Annotated in this window: 17 protein-coding genes, 1 tRNA gene and 1 pseudogene; 8 read left to right on the top strand and 11 right to left on the bottom strand. The window is 63.0% G+C overall.

What is annotated here, in order from left to right:
* Window positions 1-23: 23 nt before the first annotated feature.
* Genes NKJ93_RS22100 through NKJ93_RS22090 form a run of 3 tightly spaced genes read right to left on the bottom strand, consistent with a single transcriptional unit; the run spans window position 24 to window position 1,716 of the window.
* Window positions 24-605 carry a cob(I)yrinic acid a,c-diamide adenosyltransferase gene (locus NKJ93_RS22100; protein WP_023721070.1) on the bottom strand — a complete coding sequence of 194 codons (582 nt, stop codon included), beginning with the start codon at window positions 603-605 and terminating at the stop codon, window positions 24-26.
* A 29-nt stretch (window positions 606-634) separates the two neighbouring features.
* Window positions 635-826: a twin transmembrane helix small protein gene (locus tag NKJ93_RS22095; RefSeq protein WP_023677950.1), complete on the bottom strand. Its 192-nt coding sequence runs from the start codon at window positions 824-826 to the stop codon at window positions 635-637.
* A gap of 23 nt (window positions 827-849) precedes the next feature.
* On the bottom strand, window positions 850-1,716 hold the full coding sequence (locus NKJ93_RS22090) for an SDR family oxidoreductase (RefSeq protein ID WP_352483565.1): 867 nt from the start codon (window positions 1,714-1,716) through the stop codon (window positions 850-852).
* A gap of 57 nt (window positions 1,717-1,773) precedes the next feature.
* On the opposite strand from NKJ93_RS22090, the gene NKJ93_RS22085 reads away from it, so the two are divergent.
* Window positions 1,774-2,628 (top strand): YihY/virulence factor BrkB family protein, encoded by an 855-nt coding sequence (locus NKJ93_RS22085; RefSeq protein WP_031194564.1) that lies wholly within the window; start codon window positions 1,774-1,776, stop codon window positions 2,626-2,628.
* On the opposite strand, the gene NKJ93_RS22080 is transcribed toward NKJ93_RS22085, so the two are convergent.
* Entirely contained in the window at window positions 2,595-3,485 is an 891-nt protein-coding gene (locus tag NKJ93_RS22080) for a DMT family transporter (protein WP_023721067.1), read from the bottom strand. The two genes, NKJ93_RS22085 and NKJ93_RS22080, sit on opposite strands and share 34 nt — an antisense overlap.
* A 145-nt stretch (window positions 3,486-3,630) precedes the next feature.
* Entirely contained in the window at window positions 3,631-4,506 is an 876-nt protein-coding gene (gene gluQRS, locus NKJ93_RS22075) for a tRNA glutamyl-Q(34) synthetase GluQRS (RefSeq protein ID WP_352495608.1), read from the bottom strand.
* 122 nt (window positions 4,507-4,628) lie between these two features.
* Between gluQRS and NKJ93_RS22070 the strand changes: the two genes are divergently transcribed.
* Window positions 4,629-5,270: a DNA-3-methyladenine glycosylase family protein gene (locus NKJ93_RS22070; RefSeq protein ID WP_352495607.1), complete on the top strand. Its 642-nt coding sequence runs from the start codon at window positions 4,629-4,631 to the stop codon at window positions 5,268-5,270.
* A gap of 129 nt (window positions 5,271-5,399) precedes the next feature.
* Window positions 5,400-5,957, top strand: a complete 558-nt coding sequence (locus NKJ93_RS22065; RefSeq protein WP_023677956.1) for an HNH endonuclease — start codon at window positions 5,400-5,402, stop codon at window positions 5,955-5,957.
* A 222-nt stretch (window positions 5,958-6,179) separates the two neighbouring features.
* On the opposite strand, the gene NKJ93_RS22060 is transcribed toward NKJ93_RS22065, so the two are convergent.
* Both NKJ93_RS22060 and NKJ93_RS22055 read right to left on the bottom strand, forming a co-directional pair.
* Window positions 6,180-6,698, bottom strand: a complete 519-nt coding sequence (locus NKJ93_RS22060) for a disulfide bond formation protein B (RefSeq protein ID WP_352495606.1) — start codon at window positions 6,696-6,698, stop codon at window positions 6,180-6,182.
* 29 nt (window positions 6,699-6,727) lie between these two features.
* On the bottom strand, window positions 6,728-7,315 hold the full coding sequence (locus NKJ93_RS22055) for a YqaA family protein (RefSeq protein WP_352591101.1): 588 nt from the start codon (window positions 7,313-7,315) through the stop codon (window positions 6,728-6,730).
* Between the two features lie 370 nt (window positions 7,316-7,685).
* Between NKJ93_RS22055 and NKJ93_RS22050 the strand changes: the two are divergent.
* From NKJ93_RS22050 to NKJ93_RS22035, 4 genes and pseudogenes are all read left to right on the top strand, one after another.
* Window positions 7,686-9,546 (top strand): annotated as a pseudogene (locus NKJ93_RS22050) (ABC transporter ATP-binding protein).
* A gap of 358 nt (window positions 9,547-9,904) precedes the next feature.
* Window positions 9,905-10,438 carry a CPBP family glutamic-type intramembrane protease gene (locus tag NKJ93_RS22045; RefSeq protein ID WP_352495605.1) on the top strand — a complete coding sequence of 178 codons (534 nt, stop codon included), beginning with the start codon at window positions 9,905-9,907 and terminating at the stop codon, window positions 10,436-10,438.
* Window positions 10,439-10,596: 158 nt separating this feature from the next.
* Window positions 10,597-10,681: transfer RNA gene (locus tag NKJ93_RS22040), tRNA-Leu, on the top strand.
* Between the two features lie 299 nt (window positions 10,682-10,980).
* Entirely contained in the window at window positions 10,981-12,240 is a 1,260-nt protein-coding gene (locus NKJ93_RS22035) for a hypothetical protein (RefSeq protein WP_352483533.1), read from the top strand.
* Here NKJ93_RS22035 and NKJ93_RS22030 read toward each other — a convergent pair.
* The 4 genes from NKJ93_RS22030 to NKJ93_RS22015 all read right to left on the bottom strand — a co-directional run bounded on the left by NKJ93_RS22030 (window position 12,233) and on the right by NKJ93_RS22015 (window position 14,535).
* Entirely contained in the window at window positions 12,233-12,778 is a 546-nt protein-coding gene (locus NKJ93_RS22030; protein ID WP_023721059.1) for a hypothetical protein, read from the bottom strand. The genes NKJ93_RS22035 and NKJ93_RS22030 overlap by 8 nt on opposite strands.
* Complete coding sequence (locus NKJ93_RS22025; protein WP_023721058.1) at window positions 12,778-13,371, bottom strand: hypothetical protein; 594 nt, start codon at window positions 13,369-13,371, stop codon at window positions 12,778-12,780. Before NKJ93_RS22025 ends, NKJ93_RS22030 begins: the two co-directional genes overlap by 1 nt.
* Entirely contained in the window at window positions 13,368-13,967 is a 600-nt protein-coding gene (locus NKJ93_RS22020) for a hypothetical protein (RefSeq protein WP_031194561.1), read from the bottom strand. The genes NKJ93_RS22025 and NKJ93_RS22020 overlap by 4 nt, the downstream gene beginning before the upstream one ends.
* 136 nt (window positions 13,968-14,103) lie before the next feature.
* On the bottom strand, window positions 14,104-14,535 hold the full coding sequence (locus NKJ93_RS22015; protein WP_023721056.1) for a winged helix-turn-helix transcriptional regulator: 432 nt from the start codon (window positions 14,533-14,535) through the stop codon (window positions 14,104-14,106).
* Window positions 14,536-14,682: 147 nt separating this feature from the next.
* Here NKJ93_RS22015 and NKJ93_RS22010 point away from each other — a divergent pair, with 147 nt between their 5' ends.
* Window positions 14,683-15,498: an antibiotic biosynthesis monooxygenase gene (locus NKJ93_RS22010; protein ID WP_352495604.1), complete on the top strand. Its 816-nt coding sequence runs from the start codon at window positions 14,683-14,685 to the stop codon at window positions 15,496-15,498.
* The last annotated feature ends 54 nt before the right edge of the window (window positions 15,499-15,552 follow it).

The following is a 15,552-nucleotide window of genomic DNA, read 5'->3' as shown; positions in this document are numbered from 1 at the left end:
GGCCTCTCCCGCTTCCGGCGGATTCAGCGGTTCTTGCCGGGAACCCATAGCACGTCGGCATTTCCATTGTCATTGACCGCGCGTGCGGCGACGAACAGAAAGTCCGAGACACGGTTGATGTATCTTATCGCCTCGCGGTTGACGTGCTCGTCTGGATCTTGTGACAGCGCCACCATGATGCGCTCGGCGCGGCGGGCCACCGTGCGGGCGAGGTGAAGGGCAGCCGCTGCCGGCGTACCGCCGTTGAGCACGAAGGATTTGAGCGGCTCAAGGTCCTTGTTGAGGAGGTCGATGTCCTGTTCGATGCGCTCGGTCTGCGAGGCGATGATGCGCAGCGGCTCGTAGTCGAGCGGCTTGCCATTATCGGGGACTGCCAGATCGGCGCCGAGATCGAAAAGATCGTTCTGGATGCGGCCGAGCATCGCATCGATCGCCGGATTTACCGCCGCTGTATGGATGCGAGCCATGCCGATGCAGGCATTTGCCTCGTCGACCGTGCCGTAGGCGTCGATGCGAAGGTCGGATTTCAGCCGCCGCTCACCAGAACCGAGGCCGGTGGTGCCATCGTCGCCGGTGCGGGTGTAGATCTTGTTGAGCTTGACCACGGGTTACCTCCCGGCTGCCGGCCGGTGCGTCACTTACGGGTGAAATACACCGCCAGCATTATCAGCACCAAGGCCACGAACTGCAACAGCACGCGCGTCTGCATCAGCTTGTTGGAGGTCATGCTGGAGCCGCCGCGCATCATGTTGATGAGGCCGCGGATCAGCACGATCACCACGGCGACCATGACGAGAACAGCGAGGATGTTGAAGACAGTTGCCATGGTGTGTTCCAGTTGGATTGCGTTCAGGCGCGTTTGGCGAGCAGACGATAGAGTACCGAAGACGGCAGGATGCGTTTAAGGATCGCGCCGATCCTGGCCGGCACAGTTACCACATAATGCGGGCGCGGGCGCCGCGACAGAAGCGCATGGCGCAAGGCGGCATAAACCACCTCTGGCCCGGGCTTCAGCCGCGATGTGCTGCCGCCGGCCCGCAGCCGTTTGAGTTGCACAGCATAGGCGAGGCGATGGACTGAGTTCTCGTGATCGATGTTCGCAAGGAACCAGGGGAGGCTGTTGCTGGCGATCTTCGATTTCACCGCCCCCGGCTCGATCAGCGAAACATGGATGCCGCTGCCGAGGAGTTCTTGATAAAGGGACAGCATCAGCCCCTCGACGGCGTGCTTCGATGCCGAGTAAGCGCCACGGAAAGGCAGCGGCGCGAGGCCGAGGATCGATGAGCAATGAACGAGACGACCATGGCCCTGGCGGCGCATCACCGGTACGACACGGCGAGTGAGATCGTGCCAGCCAAAGACATTGGCCTCGAACTGCTGCCGCAAAGCTTCGACCGCCAGGTCCTCGACGGCACCGGGCTGCCCGTAGGCGCCGTTGTTGAAAAGGGCATCGAGCCGGCCGCCGGTCCGCTCCAGCACCGACGCCACCAGCGCCTCGATCGATCCGGGCTCGGTGTAGTCCAGATAAAAGGCCTCGATGCCGTCGGCCTCGAGCGTAGCGATATCTTCCGGCTTTCGGGCCGTTGCGAACACCCGCCAGCCTTCCTTCTTAAGAGCATGGGCGCAATAGGCGCCTATTCCGGAAGAGGCACCGGTGACAATGATGGTGCGCAACTCTTCTTCGGGAGGAATGGTGGTTTGACCGAGGGTTGTCATTTGCCGCAAACCCTTCCCATATTCGCGGCGTCGGGACAATCGAAGGGAACGCGGTTCTTGTTGCGGAAGATCGTAGCCCTCAAACGCGTGCTCTACGACGCGCTCGGCCATTTCAACACCGACGACGGCTGGGCAATGGCCAGCCATCTGGCGATCACCGCGCTGATGGCGCTTTTTCCTTTCCTGATCTTCGCCACGACGCTGGCGAGTTTTTTCGGCGCGCAGGCTTTCGCCGACACCGCCGTGCACCTTGTGTTCGACACATGGCCCGAGCAGATCGCCAAACCGATCGCGCGCGAAGTGCTCAACGTGCTTACCGTCAGGCGCAGCGACCTGTTGACCTACGGTATCGTGCTTGCCGGATACTTCGCCTCGAACGGCATCGAGGCGCTGCGCACCTCGCTCAACCGCGCCTATCGTGTCTCAGAAACGCGCGGCATCATCTACCGGCGGGTGCAGAGCATCATCTTCGTGCTGATCGCGACGGCCGGGTTTTTGGCGATCAGCGTGCTGCTGGTCTTTGCGCCATTGCTGGCGCGGCTGGCCGAATCTCATCTTGAATGGATAAAACCCTATATGGGCACGATCACCCTCTGGCGTTACGTCATCGCCTCGGTCGTCATCATCGGCGGCCTGTTCGCCGTGCATTTCTGGTTGCCGGCCGGCAAGCGCCGGTTCGTTTCGATCGTGCCTGGCATTATCTTCACGCTGGTCGGCTGGCTCATCGGGTCGACCATCTTCGCCGCCTATCTCGACCATTTCTCGTCCTATGTGACGACCTATGCCGGCCTCGCCTCGATCATGATCGCCGTTGTCTTCCTCTACATCGTCTCGGCGATCTTCATCCTCGGCGGCGAGCTCAACGCCGCGATCAGCCGCTATTTGGAGGCGCGCGCCCGCGTCGGTGGCTGAGCCGTCGCCAGCCCGACGCCGAGCGTCGCGATGGCCATGCCGGCGATCTGGAGTGGGCTCAGCTGCTCGCCGAACAATGTCCAGGCGATGACCGCGGTGACGGCCGGCACGAGGTAAAACAGCGAGGCGACCTTCGACATCTCGCCGTCGCGGATCATTACCATCAACAGGAAGATGGCACCGATCGACAGCACCAGCACGAGCCAGGCCGTGGCGAAGATCAGTTCGCCGTTGACGATCACCGTTCGGGTCTCGAAGGCGAGCGAGGCCAGAGCCATCACCGATGCGCCGCCGACATATTGCCAGAACGTGGCAGCCACCAGATCGCCGCCGGAGGCGAAACGCTTCTGCCAGATCGTGCCGGCGCTCATGCCGAGTACGGAGACCAGCGAGGCGCCCAATGTTTCGGCGGTCACGCCGCCGCCGAGCGCGCCGAGCTTCGGCCAGAGCACGATTACCACGCCGATCAACCCGAGGCCGAGACCGGCCCAGTGACGCGGCAGGATGGCCTCGCCCAGAAGCCGGCCGGCGAGCACTGCCGTGATCAGCGGCTGCAGGCCGACGATCAGGGCTGAAAGCCCTGCGGGCATGCCCCGGTGGATGGCCCAGAACACGCCGCCGAGATAGACCCCATGCATCAGGATGCCGGCGCCGGCCGCGTGCAGCGCCTCGTCGCGGGTGGCGCGGCTCGAACCAAGCGCGGCCATCAACGCGACAAGCAAGATTGCGGCCAGGACAAAGCGCGCAGCCAGGAAAGTAAAAGGCTCCGCCCACGGCATGGCATAGCGCGCGCCGATGAAGCCGGTCGCCCACAGGACGACGAAAGAGGCGGGGATGAACCGCTTGAGGCTGTGCATTTTCTGGAGGCCGCGGTGAATTCGGGTGAGGGATCGACTGCGGCGATTGCTTAATGCCGTTCGGGCCGGCAAGCAAAACCAAACGGTTGATCCATAGAGTCATTTGAATTGAAGGAGCGCCGTTGATGGCCGTCGGCTCACCGGTCTAAAGACCGACCAGCCGCCTGACATCGTCGGGCGAGGCGCCCGCCTTACGCTGGGCGGCAAGGCCGGTATCGCCAAGACTCTTCGACAGTTTTCGTCCATCCGGGCCGAGGATCAGGCGATGGTGAAAATAGGCCGGCTGCGGCAGGCCAAGCAGTTGCTGAAGCAGCCGCTGCACGCTGGTCGCGGAATAAAGGTCCTGGCCGCGCACGACATGGCTGACGCCCTGCAGCGCGTCGTCCATGGTGACCGCGAGGTGATAGCTGGTCGGGATTTCGCGGCGCGCCACGACCACGTCGCCCCAATCCTGCGGATGGGCTTCGACACGACGCGCCTCGGAGAGCGTCTCGTCCGTGTATTCGGCCCATGTCAGGTCCCTGCCGACCCGCGCCATTGCCGCATCGACGTCTAGCCGCCAGGCAAATGGTGCACCTTCGACGATGCGCCGCTTACGCTCGCTCGCCGGCAGCGCCTTGTCGGCGGCGGGATAGAGCGGCACGCCGTCCGGGTCGCGAGGCCAGTCGCGGCCGCGCTTTTCGCTGTCGGTGATGAAGGCGCGGATCTCACTTCTGCTCATGAAGGCTGGATAGACAAGCTCTTCCTCGATCAGCCGCTCGAGCATAGCCCGATATTCGGCAAAGTGCTCGGACTGGCGGCGCACCGGTTCCTCCCAGCCAAGCCCCAGCCATTTCAGGTCGCGAAAAATGCCCGCCTCGAATTCCGGCGTGCAGCGTGTCGTGTCGATGTCCTCGATGCGCAGCAGCAGGCGTCCGCCCGCCGCCTTGGCCATTTTCTGGTTGAGCAGCGCCGAATAGGCGTGGCCGAGATGCAATTCGCCATTCGGGCTCGGCGCGAAGCGGAATGTCAGCAGTGTCATTGTCCGGCGGCAATCGGGTTGTGCGGCAGTTTCGCCAATTGCTACTTTGCGCCGGCAGCGTCGCGCGTCCAGAGGGGCGCGCAACGGAGCGTGCGGCACTTTTGATTTTGGAACAAGCAGACATGCAACGCATCGCCAGTCTCGACGACATTGCGCAAGGGCTGGACGCGCTGTGCCTGCTCGATCCGCGCCTGGACAAGGTGCGCGGCATGGCCGGCGAGGTGCCGCTCAGGCTGTCGGAGCCGGGCTTCAGAAGCCTTGCCTCGATCGTCGTTTCGCAACAAGTGTCCCGCGCGAGCGCCGATGCGATCTTCGGCCGGCTGACGAAACTGCTCGATCCGCTGACGCCACAGGCGATACTAGCCGCCGATGAGGCGGTCTTCCGCGAGGTCGGGCTGTCGCGGCCCAAGCAGCGCGGCCTGATTGCCGTCGCCCAGGCGGTGGCCGACGGGCTCGACCTCGATCACCTCTGCCAGCTCGATGCGACGGAGGCGATCGCAGCCATGACCAAGGTGCCAGGCATCGGCCCGTGGACGGCTGAAGTCTACCTTTTGTTTGCCGCCGGACACCCAGATATCTTTCCGGCGCGCGACGTTGCTTTGCAGAGCGCGGTCGGCCATGCGCTCGGCATCGACCCGCGTCCGCCGGAGAAAATGCTGATCCAGCTTGCCGAATCATGGCGCCCGTGGCGCGGTGTCGCATCGCGGCTTTTCTGGGCTTATTATCGCGAATTGAAGGGCAGGGATGCCGCGCCTCCGGCCTGAATCCGCAAAAAAGCATTGAAATCATGCGTTTTTGAGACCCGGCATGATCGACAATCCGCTTCACATCCCTGTCATGTCGGGCTTACAGTATCCGCGTCGACCGGTTCTAGGGTGAAGGAGGTCAACGACGTGACGGTTGCCGTATCTCCGGATGGGCTTCCAGCGCTGGTGCTGAATGCGGATTACCGTCCGCTCAGCTATTACCCCCTGTCGCTCTGGTCCTGGCAGGATGCCATCAAGGCGGTGTTCCTCGAGAGGGTGAACATCGTCGCCGAATACGAACACGCCGTCTCTTCGCCGACCTTTTCGATGAAGCTGCCGAGTGTCGTCAGCCTGAAGGCCTACGTGAAGCCGTCGAGGCATCCGGCGTTTACCCGGTTCAACGTCTTCCTGCGCGACCGTTTCCAGTGCCAATATTGCGGCACGCCGGACGATCTGACGTTCGACCATGTCATTCCGCGCCATCGCGGCGGCGCCACGACCTGGGAGAATGTCGTCGCTGCCTGCTCGCCCTGCAATCTGAGGAAGGGCGGCATGATGCCGGCCCACGCCAAGATGTGGCCGCTGCAGAAGCCCTACCAGCCGACGGTGCATGATTTGCATAATAACGGCCGGCTGTTCCCGCCCAACCATCTGCACGAAAGCTGGATGGATTATCTGTACTGGGATGTCGAACTGGAGCCTTGAGATCATCCGATAATTCGGGAGGCTGGCCGTCTGAAGCGATTTTCTGCGCTTCCGGCCTTCGCCGGCCGAAGCATTTATGAGCGGTCGTGGTTAAGGCTACGGCTGGCGTAGGCCGGTGCTCACGTACTTTAGTACGCTCCGCTCCGGTTCTCGATAATCACTTGATACGACTCAGCCTGCCGAATTCTTGAATAATCTCGCGTCGGCGCAAGGGTGAACCGCTCAATCGCGGGCAAAGGCGCTGCGGAAGGCTACGACTGCCAGGACAAAGCTGGCGATGGCGTTCCAGCCGGCCAAGGACAGGCCGAGGATGCGGAGCGCCGCCTTGTCGCAGGAGGGCGGGACGAATTTGTCGAGCGCGTCGAGCACGCCCTTGCCGCCGGTGTCCACCGGTCCGGCGGCTGCGGTGCAATCGGTCGGGCCCGGCCACCACGCCCATTCGACGCCGGAGTGATAAACGCTGAGATAGAGGCCGTAGAGCATCAGCAGGCCGCCAATGGCCAGCAGGCCACGGCTTATCCAGGCGGGCGCCTTAAGGGCCGACGCAAGCACCGCCAGCAGCATCAAGGGCACGCCGGCATAGTAAGGGGTGCGCTGCTCGAGGCAGAGCTTGCAAGGGATGTAGCCGCCAACATACTGGAAGGCCAGCGCCGAGCCGACTGTGGCGGCCATGGCGACGGCGAGGAACAGGGCGGTGCGCAGCCGCTGGCGTCCGGTATCGGCATTCACGGTCGCTGTCATCGGACTCAGTCCATTCGGTTCGATGCCGTTCAGACGGCGTATTTGACGACGATATAGAGCAAAATCAGGGCAGCGGCGCCGGCGCCCGCAATGTGGCCAAGGCGCTTTTCGATGAAGCGGCGGATCGGCTCGCCATAGCGGCGCAAGAGCCAGGCGAGAAACAGGAAGCGAGCTCCGCGCGCAACGATTGCCAGCACGATGAACAGCAGCAAAGGAACGCCGATGACGCCGGACAGGATTGTCACCACCTTGATCGGCGGCAGATGGGCGAGGCCGGAGGTGACCAGCATCAGGATGATGAAGCCAACACCCGACGAGACGCGCATCGCCTCGAACTCGTCATATTTGCCGTAAAATTCGAGGATCGGCCGCGCCACCGCGTCATAGGCGTAGTGCCCGATGAACCAGCCGGCGATGCCGCCCAGCACCGAGGCGACGGTGGCGACCAGCGCGTAACGATAGGCGCGATCCGGCCGCGAAAGCGCCATCGGCAGATAGAGCACGTCGGCCGGCACCAGGAACACCGAGCTCTCGACGAAGGCGATGAAGGCCAGCCACCATTCGGCCGATTTGCTGGCCGCCAGCGACAAGGTCCAGTCGTAAAGTCCGCGAAGCATCGGCACTCCTAATGCACGCCCAAACCGGTAGTGGTCTTGGGTCACGACATGTACAAACAAGACTTGGAAGCGCGCCGTATCAATCTCGTCGGACAAGGTGCGCTTCAATGACATGCGCCGCCTGTCTAGAAAGATTTTCCGCGCTGCACAATGGCAGCTGCTTCACGAAATCGAAAGGCTGAGGCTTGAGCGAGCCCAGATGTCGGGATTTGGCCAGTTGACGACCAGGCCATGGCATCGAGCACCTGCCCGCCTGAAGTGCGTCAAGGCAATATCTAATAAATCGTGGGTTTTCCCGTCGAACACGATCCGTGTTTAAATACGGCGATTTTTGTCACATCCTGTCTTTCCATCCGCCCTTTGCGCCGCCATGACGTTCTCCGATTTCATTTACCGCCCCTTTGAGACGCTCATCCGTCCGCTGGATATTCCACCCGGGCCGCTGCCAGCGAGCGGGCCGTTTGCGCTGCTCCTGCATTTCGCGAGGATGTTCCGCGGCACTCTTGCGGCCATTACCGTCTTGATGATGGCGATCGAGGGGATCAACCTTGCGACGATCTGGGGGGCCTCGTTCGTCGTCGACGGGGTGAGCGCGAAGGGCGCGGCGGTTTTCCTGCACGAGGACTGGCCGACGCTGGTCGTGCTCGGCGTGCTGGTTTTCCCCGTGCTGCCGTTGCTCATCTTCCTGGGCAATGCGCTGAACTCGCAGACCGTGGCCGTATGCATGCCGGCGGCGATGCAATGGCAGGGCCACAAGGCGGTGGAACGCCAGGACCTTGCCTTCTTCCACGATCTCTTCGCAGGTCAGGTTGCGTCGCGCATTTCGCAAGTCGCATCCGCGGTGCAGCAGCAGATCGTCGTGGCCTTTTACAGAATACCGCTATTTCTGGTGCAGCTCGTCGGTTCGCTCGTTCTGCTTGGCGCGGTATCCTGGCCGCTGGCGCTTCCGGTGTTCGTCTGGATCGCCGCCAACATCGCCATTGCGGTGGTGGCGGTGCCCCAATATTCCGAACGCTCGCGCCGCTCGACGCGGGGGCGCAGCCTTGTTGTCGGCGCCATGACCGACCTCTACAGCAACATCCAGATGGTCAAGCTGTTTGCGGCGGAAGACAGCGAGGCGGGCGCAATGCGCACCGTCATGGAAAACGCCATCGAGACCCAGCAGCGCGAAAGGCGCATCTATCTGACGACCGACGTGGGCGTCGTCCTGCTCAATGTTGCGCTCTTTCTCACCAACGTTGCCATAGGGCTCTGGGGATTTGTCGCCGGCTTTGTCACGATTGGCCAGTTCGCCGCATCGATCGCCATCGTTCAGCGGCTCAATGCCAACTCCCGTGCCTTCCTGCAGATGGGCCAGCAGATTTTCCAGGCGGTGGGCACCATCCGCGACGCAATGCCGGTCGTGACGACGCCGCCGACTACAAAAGACGCGCCGAACGCCAACCCGCTCGACGTCACGGCCGGCGAAGTCGAGTTCAAGAACATCCAGTTCGAATACCGCGAGGGCCAAAGGGTGATCGAAGACCTGTCGCTCGCCGTGCGCGCAGGCGAGAAGGTCGGGCTCGTCGGCCTCTCCGGGGCCGGCAAGTCGACCCTTGTCAGCCTGCTCCTAAGGTTCTTCGAGCTGAAGGGCGGCGCGATCCTGATCGATGGACAGGATCTCCGCAGCGTGACCCAGGCCAGCCTTCGGGAGAGCATCGGCGTCGTCACCCAGGACGTCTCGCTGCTGCATCGCTCCGTCGGCGACAACATCCGCTACGGCCGGCCCGATGCCCCGCCGGAGGCGTTGGAGCACGCCGCGATGCTGGCCGAGGCCGACGGCTTCATCGCCGATCTCAGAGATGCTGAAGGCCGCACCGGCTACGACGCTTTCGTCGGCGATCGCGGCGTGAAGCTTTCCGGCGGCCAGCGCCAACGCGTCGCGATCGCCCGGGTGTTGCTCAAGGATGCGCCAATCCTGGTTCTCGATGAGGCGACGTCCGCACTGGACAGCGAAGCCGAGGCGGCGGTCCAGTCCAAGCTCGCGGTTCTGATGGAGGGCAAGACCGTGATCGCCATCGCCCATCGCCTGTCGACCATTGCCAGGATGGACCGGATCGTCGTCCTCGACAAAGGCCGCATCGTCGAGGAGGGAAAAACCATCGGCGCTGTTGGAACGCGACGGGCTCTATGCCCGACTGTGGAAGCGTCAGACCGGCGGCTACATTGCCGACGCCATCGAGGAGATGTGAGCCGCCCTCGGTGATGATGTTTTGCTCATGGCCGGCTCGACACATTCTGCTTTCACTCCAGAAACCGGAATTGGCTGAACTCGTTTCCACCGTAGCGTTCGGAAGCCGATCATGAGCGAAGCCACAGTCCCGAACTCCCGTGCTGCCATTCTCGAGCGGCGATCTGCCGGCGTGCTGACATGGTCCGGCCCCGCCTTGATGTTGTTCGCGCGCTCGGCGTTCGCTGTTGCCGCGCAGGGCCTGGTTGCGGCCATTTATGCAGCGCACGGTTCGGCAACGCCCTGGCGCGACGCAGGGGCTTGGCTGCCGGCATACGGCAGTTTGATCGACGCGGGCTGCCTTGGTCTCCTGTGGTGGCTTGCACGGGCGCGAGGGCATCACGCTGCTCGATTTTATCAGCTTCGATCGCAAACGCTTGGGGCGCGATCTGTTGTTGGGCGTCGCGCTCATCCTCCCGAGCCTCGTTTTCATCTACGGTGGGATCATCGCCAGCAGCCTGTTGGTCTACGGCAACCCTGATGCACTGCAAATATACGGACCTTTGCCGCTCTTGCCTGCGCTTTACGGGGTGCTGATCTTTCCGTTGGTCTGGGGCATTACGGAGCAGACCACCTATAACGGCTATCTTCTGCCGCGTTTCCAAGTCTTGTCGGGAAGCACGGGATTTGCCGTTGCCGTCGTAGCGTTTTCCTGGTCGTTTCAGCACGCCGTGATGCCGCTGACGTTCGACCCACACTTCATGCTCTACCGGCTCTTGGCGCCTATCGCCCATTCGACATTCATCACCCTCGTGTACCTGCGCGTGCGCCGCATCCTGCCGCTGGCGACGGCGCATTGGCTCATGGATGGGGTGTCAACATTCATCGGCATTCTGTGGCCGCTGTTGAGGTAGAAGGGTTCAAACGGGCTGAGATGCCCACTATGGACCGAAGCCTCCGATCGACGAAATCGAAAGCCTGGGCTTGGGCTAGATAGGGTCTCGGGAATTGGCCAGTTGACGAACAGGCCTCCAACCGTATAGTCCGCGCCCATCCAGGCCGCCCGGCCTGAGCCCCTATGGCGGAATTGGTAGACGCGCTCGACTCAAAATCGAGTTCCGCAAGGAGTGCTGGTTCGATCCCGGCTAGGGGCACCATTTCTTAAATTCCCACGCCACTTCTTATTAAACCCAAGGGCGTCGGTGGGATCGTCCACGACGCCCTCGACGGCATCGAATGGTTGCGTCTTGCCTGTTGCCGCAAGCTGCCCAAGCTTCCGCTGAACGGTGCGCGGACTAGACCCAAGCGCAATTGGGCGTTCCTCACCACCGCAATCGGGCGTGCTGCGGTCCCCGCCATCACGAGGGATGCGCCGCCAACTCCGCGGTCAGCTGGTATAGCCGAACCGGACATTCCGTGGATTGAGGCGCCGGTCTTGCTCGGCTATGCACATGGCATGACAACGACCGACGATATTGTCAGGCCTCTTTCCCTTACCGTGGGTCTTATTGCCCGCTTCTGGCCGCAACTGCTGCTTCTCGGCGCCATCGGCTATGTAGCGCGCGACCTCCTGCTCAACGCGGCAGTCACGGTGGGCCTCGTCAATCCCCTCGGCGGGATGGTTGTGCTTTCGCTGGTGGTGCTGACGAAGCTTCTGGTCATCGTGGCGATGTTCGTCGCCCTGCGTCCGGGACTGCCGGCACTCGCCTCGCTTCGCCAAATGTCGGCAAGCGGTGCGAAACAGGAGAAAACGTCCCAGCCCGCCGACCACTTGCTGGCGGTGACCGCGGCCGCCATCTTGCCCTTCTTCGCCTATTACGCCGCATGGGGATTCCTCGGCGACAGTGTGCGAGAATATTCGCGGCTGGCGCTCGAACGCATTCCGCTGGGAGAAAGCGCCGACATATTCGGCCTGCTGCGCTCCAGCGGCCTCATTGCGTCGATTGTCGGCTGCTGGTTGGTCCGCTGGTTCGCGAAGCGCATGAACAAAGGCGCGCGCAGGCCTTACTGGCGGCTGCTCGTCGTGGCGGCGGATGCAAGCTGGATTTTTATCGGGCTCTATGCGCTCGATATCTGGAAGGACGAGTTCATCACCTGGATCGGGGCTAGTGCGTTGCGCAGCGAACTCAGCATGGGCGCAGGATCGCTTGTCCTGTCGATCGCCGCTCACGCTGCCGAAGGCTTCACGCCGGTCGAGTTCAGGCAGCCCGGCATCCTGGAACAGGCGCAAAGCCTGTTCTTCTATGCGCTTCTGCCAATGGTCTGGCTGGTCATGGCGGCGATCATCAACGGCTACGAGCTGACGGCCGCTTCGGCAGCGGCCGCGCCGCCGCCGTCGCGCGGGTCCACCTGGCGCAAATGGTTGAGCGACTTCATCACGCATTTCCTCGGCGGCTACCGCTCGCGCTATGCGCCGATTTGGGCCTGTCTCAAGCTCACGCTCGGCGCAGGACTCGCGACGCTGCTCACCTTCGTCGTCGCCTACCGGCTGATCGGCTGGCTTTGCGCCTGGCTGTGGTTTGGCGCGACGCGGACGCTCGGCGCGCCAGACCTCGATACATGGCAGGTCGTCTTCAGCTTCGCCAGCGTGTTCATCGGCAGTCCGAGCGATCTTGACGGCGGCATAGTGCTCGACGCCTTGAGGATCGCGCTGCTGGCGGCGGTGCTTGAATTTGCGGTGGCGGCGCAACGGCAGCCGCTGAGGGTCGCTACCTGAAGAGCAGATGGCGCGGCCTGGCGTTCGCCAGCGTGACCGACAGCGCAAGGCCGCTTGCCGTCGCCGGAATGACGAAAGTCTCGGCCATGCGCGCCGTGCCGTGCGTGCCGGCGCCCTGGAAGGCCAGCCCGCCGCAGCGGGGCTTGTCGGCTGCCTCGGGCTGCATCTTGCGCACGACGGGCCGGGTCAGGAAGGCAGGCAGCCAGCGGCGGCCTTCGGCGTCTGTGAGCACAACGGCGCAGGGGCTTTCTGCAAGGAGACCAGGATCCTCGATCCTCGCCTCGAATTCGGCCAGCACGACGGCTTCATCTGCCGAGCCGCCGGGCAGGCGCGACAGCGTTGTCAGCCGCCATTCGGCCCCGGCGTAGCGCTGCGACTCACCCCTGTCGACCGCGATCGGGTCGCGGTCGCTACCGGATCGCCATGCCTCCAGGCTTTCCCAGGAATGCACCAGCACTGCAACCGGCAGAGCGAAGCCCAGCCCAGCAAGGCTCAGCCAGTAGCGGCGTCTCTCGGCACGGGAAATGGCCTCCGCCATCACTCGGTCTCCAGCGTCCAAGGCATCGGGCCATCGCTCCGGCGGATCGTCACGGCGCCAGGGATGTCGCCCACCGCAAGTTCGGTGATTGCCACCCGGACCTCTTCACCCAGCGGTGTGAATGCCGATGGCGCGACCAGCACGGTTCCGCCCGCAAGTTCGTTTTCCGGGACTTCGAAAGCCATGAGCACGGGCTTTGGCAGTCCCGGCTCCAGCCGCTCTGCCGGCAGCATTGCCGGCATGGTGGAAATGCGCTGGCTGAGAGAATAGCGCAACCCGCTCGGGCCGAGCCATTCGGCGGAGGTCAGGGTCAGGCTCTCGCGTTTTGCTTCGGCGGCGGCCTCGACCAGGACCCAGACCCCGGAAGTGGTGTAGGTCCGGGTCTGGCCAAAGCGCTCGATCCTTACGGTACGCGCGAGATGCACGTCGCCGACGGCCAGCGCGAAGGCGCGTGCGTCGGTGCGCTTACCCTGCTCGCCAGCAATCGAGACGGGCGAGGTGATGTTGCTGTAGAGCGGGGTAGTCCGCTGCATTGCGTAGAGGATCGCCGCCGCGAAGATGATTGCGCCGGTTTCCTTGAGACCTGTTCTCATTGCCCCGGCCCGACGACCATTTCGGTCTTTACCGGCAATGCCACGATCGCGACCGGATCGCGATCGAACCAGCCCGAGCCGCCGTAGAGATTGTCACGCCGCTTGTAGATCTGGCTGCCCACCACGAGACGCAGATCCTGCGGCAGCGGCTGCGCCTTCGGCCACTCCCAGGCGGCGATCATGTGTTCCGGTATGCCGGGATGGACGCCGCTTGCGATCCATTTGTCGCGTGCAAGATAGAAGGCCGGCGCCTGCACGTCCGTGATCGGCGGGTCGATGTCAAACATGGACGCGAAGGCGTTGCTGGTCGCCGCCGAGCGGTTGTCGAGGTCGAATTCGACCATCAAAAAGGTCTTCGGCTGGGACGGCTCGGTTCCCGTCGGCGGAACCGAGCCGGTTCGGGCACCGCGAAACGTAATAACCCAGCGCCCGGTGTCGATGGGCTCGCCGGCTGCGACCGTTGGAGTTGGCCGCGAGTTGGATGCTTCATACACCGTCATTGCGAATGACGCGGCGGCCGCCGCGAGGCCACCAAGGCCGGCGACGAGAAACGCAAAAAGACGCTGCCGCAAAGTCGATCGCTGTCCGACGGACATGTTTCCTCCCGCGGACTATCCACCAGACCCGAGCCACAGATGCAACCTGGAGAGGTGAGCTATGCGGTAACATTTATGGCACAATTCGAAACAGCTTCGTCTTGGATCGTGCTGCGGGCCGGACCCGCCGCCGTGCCTAGCGGAGGGCCGCCACGACGTCGGCGAAATCGGCCCGCTTGCCATTGTCGGCGCGGCGCAATTGCACCTCGACGGGCCTGCCGTCGGATTGGTCGCAGTAGAAGATGGGTCCGGGCCGCACCCATTTGTCGCCCCACTCGGTCAGCGCGATGATGACCGTTTTGAATTCCAGCCCCTTTCGGGTCAGGACGTATTCGGCCTGCTCGCCGGCGGCACCCGGACGACGGTCCATCAGGCCGGCCTCGACGAAATCCTCGAGGCGCTTGGCCAGGATGTTGGTGGCAATCCCCAGGCTCTTCTGGAATTGCGAAAAGCGCGTGTAGCCGCCGAACATCGCGTCGCGCAGGATCAACAGGCTCCAGCGCTCGCCGACCAGCTCCAGGGCGCGTGAGGCCGAGCAGTTCTGTTTTTCATAAAGACGACCAAGCATGGCGTGAACATACCCTGTTGACTTGCATCATGCAAGTATGCATTGTGCTTGCATGATGCAAGCGATGGAGCTCGAGAGAGCGTCGCTCACTTCATCGCCCGAGACTTGGGTGCCCATCAACCGTCGGATCCAGACAGGAGATATGTCATGAAAAAGGATGAAGATTACACGACGTCATTTGTCGTTGAGCAAAGCCCGGAAGAGGTTTTTGCGGCGGTTGTCAATCCGCGCGCCTGGTGGTCCGAAGACATCGACGGCGATACCAACAAGCTCGGTGCGATATTCTACTATCACTTCAAGGATATCCACCGCGGCACCTTCAAGGTTACGGAGCTTGTGCCCGGCAAGAAGGTCGTCTGGCACGTCGTCCAGAACTACTTCAACTTCGTCAAGGATGCGACCGAGTGGACCGGCACGGACGTGGTCTTCGAGATCGCGCCGACCGACAAGGGTACCGAGCTGCGCTTCACCCATGTCGGGCTGAAGCCGAGTGAAGAATGCTACGACGTCTGCCATGACTCCTGGCGCTTCTATGTCGCGAGTCTTCGCGACCTGATTTCGACGGGCAAGGGGCAGCCCAACAAGGGCGAAGAGAACGCCAATCCAACGGTCGTGCCGCAAAACGAGAACATCGGCCTCGAGCGCAAGACAGCGAGCGATGGCGCCGAGATGATCGTCATGACGACGGCAGCGGCGAAGCCCGGCATCGAGAGCAAGGTGCGGAATGCCCTGCGGGACGTAGCAGGGGCGGCCCGCAGGCAAAGCGGATGCATCGACTACAGCGTCTTTCGCTCGGAGGCGGAGCCCCATGTTACGATCTGCGTCGAGCGCTGGATATCGAAGCAGGAGCGCGACGCTTTTCTACGCTCGGCGGACGCGAAGAATTTCGTCTCGGCCATAACCGGCGCCTTCCTGGAGCGCCCATCGCCGATCTCCTACACGACATTGGAAGTCGGGTCCTGATTGCAAGGGTTCGCCCGGCGACGGTGCCGGTGCCGGCTGCCCTGGAGCAACGCA

Source organism: Mesorhizobium sp. M0028, assembly GCF_040323855.1.
Lineage (GTDB): Bacteria > Pseudomonadota > Alphaproteobacteria > Rhizobiales > Rhizobiaceae > Mesorhizobium.
The sequence above is the reverse complement of the archived record's forward strand: the minus strand, read 5'-3'. Positions and strand labels throughout refer to the sequence as shown.